The organism is Acidithiobacillus sp. TH-A35, assembly GCF_057473505.1.
This window is the reverse complement of sequence record NZ_JBYCKR010000191.1, coordinates 1-5,587: the sequence shown is the minus strand read 5'-3', so window position 1 is coordinate 5,587 and position 5,587 is coordinate 1. Positions and strand designations below refer to the sequence as shown.

6 protein-coding genes and 1 pseudogene are annotated in these 5,587 nt (G+C 57.5%); 6 read left to right on the top strand and 1 reads right to left on the bottom strand.

Features of this window, described 5'->3' with window-relative positions:
• A pseudogene (locus AC2VNK_RS06695) lies at positions 1-413 on the bottom strand (excinuclease ABC subunit UvrA); the annotation flags it as partial.
• Between the two features lie 86 nt (positions 414-499).
• Between AC2VNK_RS06695 and AC2VNK_RS06690 the strand changes: the two are divergent.
• From AC2VNK_RS06690 to AC2VNK_RS06665, 6 genes are all read left to right on the top strand, one after another.
• The gene (locus tag AC2VNK_RS06690) at positions 500-973 is read left to right on the top strand and encodes a single-stranded DNA-binding protein (RefSeq protein ID WP_486883240.1); all 474 of its coding nucleotides are present in this window, start codon (positions 500-502) and stop codon (positions 971-973) included.
• Between the two features lie 397 nt (positions 974-1,370).
• Positions 1,371-2,987, top strand: a complete 1,617-nt coding sequence (locus AC2VNK_RS06685; RefSeq protein ID WP_325329813.1) for a class I SAM-dependent DNA methyltransferase — start codon at positions 1,371-1,373, stop codon at positions 2,985-2,987.
• 10 nt (positions 2,988-2,997) lie between these two features.
• A complete protein-coding gene (locus AC2VNK_RS06680) occupies positions 2,998-3,222 on the top strand; it encodes an addiction module protein (protein WP_325329815.1) in 225 nt (74 codons plus the stop codon).
• Positions 3,219-3,518: a type II toxin-antitoxin system RelE/ParE family toxin gene (locus tag AC2VNK_RS06675; RefSeq protein ID WP_486883239.1), complete on the top strand. Its 300-nt coding sequence runs from the start codon at positions 3,219-3,221 to the stop codon at positions 3,516-3,518. Before AC2VNK_RS06680 ends, AC2VNK_RS06675 begins: the two co-directional genes overlap by 4 nt.
• Before the next feature lie 212 nt (positions 3,519-3,730).
• Positions 3,731-4,720 carry a restriction endonuclease subunit S gene (locus tag AC2VNK_RS06670; RefSeq protein ID WP_486883238.1) on the top strand — a complete coding sequence of 330 codons (990 nt, stop codon included), beginning with the start codon at positions 3,731-3,733 and terminating at the stop codon, positions 4,718-4,720.
• Positions 4,713-5,318 carry a hypothetical protein gene (locus tag AC2VNK_RS06665; protein ID WP_486883237.1) on the top strand — a complete coding sequence of 202 codons (606 nt, stop codon included), beginning with the start codon at positions 4,713-4,715 and terminating at the stop codon, positions 5,316-5,318. The genes AC2VNK_RS06670 and AC2VNK_RS06665 overlap by 8 nt, the downstream gene beginning before the upstream one ends.
• Positions 5,319-5,587 lie beyond the last annotated feature (269 nt).

The window sequence follows — 5,587 nt, the reverse complement described above, 5'->3', positions numbered from 1 at the left end:
AGGAGCTGATCGACCATCTGGCTGATGGTCTGACTCTGAATGGGTGCGCCGCAGCACCAGGGGGTGCCGGCACGGGCATAGAGCAGGCGCAGATAGTCGTGAATCTCGGTGACAGTGCCGACGGTGGAACGGGGGTTATGGGAGGTGGATTTCTGCTCTATGGCGATGGCCGGGGAGAGCCCTTCAATCGCGTCCACATCCGGCTTGCCCATGAGGGAGAGAAACTGGCGGGCATAGGCTGAGAGGCTTTCCACATAGCGGCGTTGGCCCTCGGCGTAGAGGGTGTCGAAGGCCAGTGACGACTTGCCCGAACCTGACAATCCGGTAATGACGATAAGACGGTCGCGCGGTAAGGTAAGGGAAATGTTCTTGAGGTTGTGGGTGCGGGCGCCCCGTATATGGATGTGTTCCATGCAGCCGACATGCTCTTTTTGGGGACAATGGGTTAGTATAAAGCTTTCGGGGACACCCGTCCCCTTGACCATAAGGAGATCAGACGATGGCGGGAGTGAATAAGGTCATATTGTTGGGGCATCTGGGACGGGACCCGGAGATGCGCTATCAGCCCAGTGGCGGCGCCATCGCGAACTTCAGCGTCGCGACTTCTGAGACCTTCAAGGACAAGGAAGGCAACAAGCAGGAGCGCACCGAATGGCATCGGGTGGTGCTCTTCGGGCGCACCGCGGAAATCGCCGGCGAATACCTGCGCAAGGGCAGCATGGCTTATGTGGAAGGCCGTCTGCAGACGCGCAAGTGGACCGACAAGGAAGGGCAGGAGCGCTACACCACGGAGATCGTGGGAGACCGTCTGCAACTGGTGGGTGCGCGTGGGGGCAGTGGCGGCGGTGCGGCCAGCTTTGATGAAGAAGATCAGTCCCGGCCGAGTGGCGGCAGCAGCAGTGCGGGGAGTTCGCGGAAGAGTGAGATGCCGCCCGCGCCGGCGGAGGATTTCGATGATGATATTCCGTTCTAGGGACTACCTCCACAATCGGTTAGTTGGTGGAGTAGCGATGGCATACGTGTGGATGGTGACTGAAGCACGGGAGCGATGCCGGACAAACGTGGCCTCAGACCCAGACCGTGGGTGCGCGCGAGCATACAGCCCGTAAGGAAAGTGAACCTGAACAAGCCTCGTAAATGTCAGCCATACAGTTATGCTGGGAGAGTATGGTGTAGGATGGTTCCGTCGAGCCTCTAGAATGGGGACGAAGACCAGTGAGTCTGAGTGGATTACTAACCATGTAAAATTCAGACAGGAACTCGGGGTATTGAGGATGGGATGTATGTAAAGGATCGAGTGGAACAGTCGAGACCTCTACCCGTCGTGGATTAACCCCCGTAAATAGGGACAGACCAAGAGATAACTAACCATGCACTGGATCGCCCCCTCCGAAAAAGATACCGCCAGTGCCACGCTGGAGAAGCGCCTGTGGGATGCCGCCGACCAGTTCCGCGCCAACTCGGGGCTGAAGGCACAGGAATATTCCGGCCCCATTCTTGGGCTGATCTTCCTGCGTTTTGCCGAAGTGCGTTTCGCCCTTCAGCGCGGCAAACTCGAAGCCGCTGGTGCGTCGTCACGGCGCGGTAGCCGGGTCGATGAACCCACCGCCTATCATGCCGAAGGCATCCTCTATCTGAGTCCCGATGCCCGCTTTGATTATCTGCTCACGCTGCCTGAGGCCGCCAACATCGGCGCGCAGGTCAACACCGCCATGCGTGAGATCGAAAAGCACAATCCCCAGCTTGCGGGTGTGCTGCCCAAAACCTACAACCTCTTCACCAGCACCCTGCTCAAAGAACTGCTGAAGAAAGTGTCCGAAATTCCAGCCACGGTCGATTACGACGCCTTTGGTCGCATCTACGAATACTTCCTCGGCGAGTTCGCCCGTACCGAGGGCCAGAAAGGCGGCGAGTTCTATACGCCGAGCGGCATCGTCCGGCTGCTGGCCGAAATCATAGAGCCCTTCCACGGTCGCATTCTCGACCCCGCCTGCGGCTCTGGCGGCATGTTTGTGCAATCGGCGCGCTTTGTGGCCGAACACCAGAAAAATCCCGCCGCCGAACTCGCCATCTGCGGTGTCGAAAAAACCGACGAAACCGGTCGGCTGTGCCGCCTCAACCTCGCCGTGCATGGGCTGGAAGGCGACATCAAACACGGCGGCAACGTCAATAGCTACTACGATGACCCGCACAACGCCACCGGCCAGTTTGATTTTGTCCTCGCCAATCCGCCCTTCAACGTCAACGCGGTAGACAAGGAACGGCTCAAGGACATGGTGGGCGCGGGTAGGCGCTTCCCGTTTGGATTGCCGCGCACCGACAACGCCAACTATTTGTGGATTCAGCTTTTCTACTCTTCGCTCAATGTCCGGGGCCGGGCGGGATTCGTCATGGCCAACTCGGCCTCGGACGCGCGTTCCTCCGAACAGGAACTGCGGCAAAAGCTGATCGAAGCGCGGGCTGTGGATGTGATGGTCGCCGTCGGTCCCAACATGTTCTACACCGTCACATTGCCCTGCACCCTGTGGTTCTTCGACAAGGGAAAGGCCAAGACACCGCGCGCCGACACAGTGTTGTTTATCGACGCCCGCCACATCTACCGGCAGATCGATCGTGCCCACCGCGACTGGACTGCGGCGCAGGTCGGCTTCATCGCCAATCTCGTCCGCCTGTATCGCGGCGAGGCGCTCGACCTCACGCTCGGCGGCAGTGACGCCGAAGCCAAGCTCAAGGAAGTCTTCGGCAAGAAACCCGCCTATGCCGATGTACCCGGCCTCTGCAAGGCGGCGACGTTGGCCGAGATCGAAGCCCAGGGCTGGTCGCTCAACCCCGGCCGCTACGTCGGCGTCGCGCCTGGCGAGGAAGTCAGCGATGAAGACTTCAAGGAACAGCTCGAAACCCTGAACGAGGAACTGGAAGTGCTGAACGCCCAGGCGCTGGAATTGCAAGACCGTATTGCTCAAAATGTCGCATCGCTGTTGTCGTGAAGGAGAACCCATGAATACTAAAACACTTGAAGAAACCGTCTTGCATTTGCCCATGCAGCAGCGCGCCGAGCTGGCGCACAAGTTGTTGCTGAGCCTCGAAGATCAAAGCGAGGATGAAATCGCCGAAGCATGGCGCATCGAAGCGCTGCGGCGCTCGGCGGAAATTGACAGCGGAGCGGTTAAAACCATTTCAGCCGAAGAGGCCAGTGCTGCGGTTCGCTTGCTTTTGAAATGAATTACCAGTTTCACCCGGATGCGTTTGACGAGCATCATGACAGCGTCGCGTTTTACCAAAACCGTTTGCCCGGTTTGGGCGCGGACTACATTGCTGAATTCGATGCTCTGATGGCGCGTGTTTGCCACACCCCAGACAGGTACCCGACGATCGCCGATCCCGATATTCACCGGGCGGGATTGAAGCGTTTTCCCTTCTATGTCATCTACCGCGTAATGCCCACGAAAATCATCGTGCTCGCCGTGGCGCACCAACGCCGCCGACCAGCCTATTGGGCAGGGCGAATCGGGAAATGAATACGTTGCCGCTGAGAGAACTGGAGCAGACCATCGCCGCGAATGGGGCGGGGATTTTGGAGGCGTGAGGATGGTCAATTTCCGCATCATTCGCATTGCTGACTTCGGCCGGGTCGTAACCGGCAAGACGCCGCCCAGCGCACAGCCTGAGCTTTTTGGCGACATTCACCCGTTCCTAACGCCGACTGACATTGACGGATTCGCACGCCACATTGAACCAGACCGGTTTCTTTCCGCCACTGGTCGTGATTACCAGCACCGGCTCATGCTGCCATCGCGTGCAGTTTGCGTTGTCTGCATTGGTGCGACCATTGGCAAGGTCTGTGCGCGACGAGCTCAAATCGAACGCTGGTGGGGCTGCTACGCCAATCATCAACAAAACTGCGTTCTCAGAAATAAAGGTCAGCGTTCCCCCGCTCCCCGTCCAGAAACGCATCGCGGACATCCTGTCGGCCTATGACGAACTCATCGAGAACAGCCAGCGGCGCATCAAGATTCTGGAGTCGATGGCTCGCGCCCTCTACCGCGAGTGGTTCGTCTACTTCCGCTTTCCCGACCACGAAAACCACCCCCGCGTCGCTTCCCCCTTCGGTGAGATTCCGCAGGGGTGGGTGGTCGTCGGCTTTACAGAAATCGCAGACGTGCTGAGTGGCGGCACGCCCAATACCAGCACCCCAGAATATTGGGACGGAGAAATTCCATTCTTCACCCCACGCGACACACCAGACTGTTTCTACGTTGAGGACGCCGACAAGCACGTTACGGAACTTGGACTTTCTAAGTGCGCAAGCCAACTCTACCCACCTGATACTGTCTTCATCACAGCACGTGGAACGGTTGGAAAGGTTGCTCTCCCGTCGGTGCCGATGGCAATGAACCAATCTTGCTATGCACTGAGCGGCAAGCCTGGAATTACGCAGCGGTTCCTGTTTCTGATGACGCTCCAGCAGGTTGAGTATCTGAAGACAAATACCGGAGGGGCGACATTCGACACCATCGTCGTCGATACCTTCCGCCGAATGCAGATAGCGAAACCGCCTCACGACTTGATTGCAAGCTTCACTTGCAAAGTTGATGCCGTGTTCGAGCAAGTGAATAGACTCCAGCGCCAAATCCAAAACCTCCGCCGCACCCGCAACCTGCTGCTGCCGCGTTTGCTGTCGGGGCAGATAGATCTGTCGGAGGGGACGGGACTTGGCTAAGAAGAAAGCTCCAGAGATGACCCTGGCTCGCTGGCTTGTGCGAGCCCGGTCTGTCCAGATTAGAGATCAAATCACCGCTGACAAGGCGCAAGAAGACTTTCAAGCCATTATTCAGGTGACGGCATGCCGCCAGATACTGGACTGGGAAGAAGCTGTGGCACTCCTGTACATGGTGTACGGCTGGATGCCGACCATGCTGCGGACAATTGATCCGCATACTCCGGCACAGCGGAGTCAGTTGCTGGCTCATCTGCAGAAGGTGAAAACGGGTGGAATACTGACCGCCACCGAGTTAGCCGAGGTAAAGCGTTTCGCCAACCGCTCTGTGGTAGGGGCGTCCAAGTTGTTGCATGTGCTGAACCCCGCGAACTACGTAATCTGGGATTCTCGGGTGGCCGACGTGTTTTTGTGGAGCGGCGTGACGCAGGTCACATATTCCACGATCGATAGGTACATGGAGTACCTGGAGGTATTGCGCCAATGGGCCATGGATTCGGACGTAATCCGTGAGTGCGCCGCACTGCGCCAGTCGAACCCCATGCTGGCGGCTTCTGGCGATCTACGCTTGATTGAGCTGGTGCTGTTTTGCAAATCGTAAACCGACAAACCATGAGCACTCACGCCCATTCCGCAGGCGAACTCGTCGAGCAACCAGCTTTCCAGAACTTCCATTTTTTTGATGGGAAAAGTAGTATGTTTTCCCATCAAAAATTCTTGCACAGTATTTATGCAATCAATTAATAAAAAAGCAATTTCACGAATATACGGACGCGGTAGGGGGTGGGCGTTCTCGCCGAATGATTTCGTCGAGGATTTCAGCCGCGACCAGATTGAAAACGCGCTGTCGGGATTATGCCGCGAGGGTAA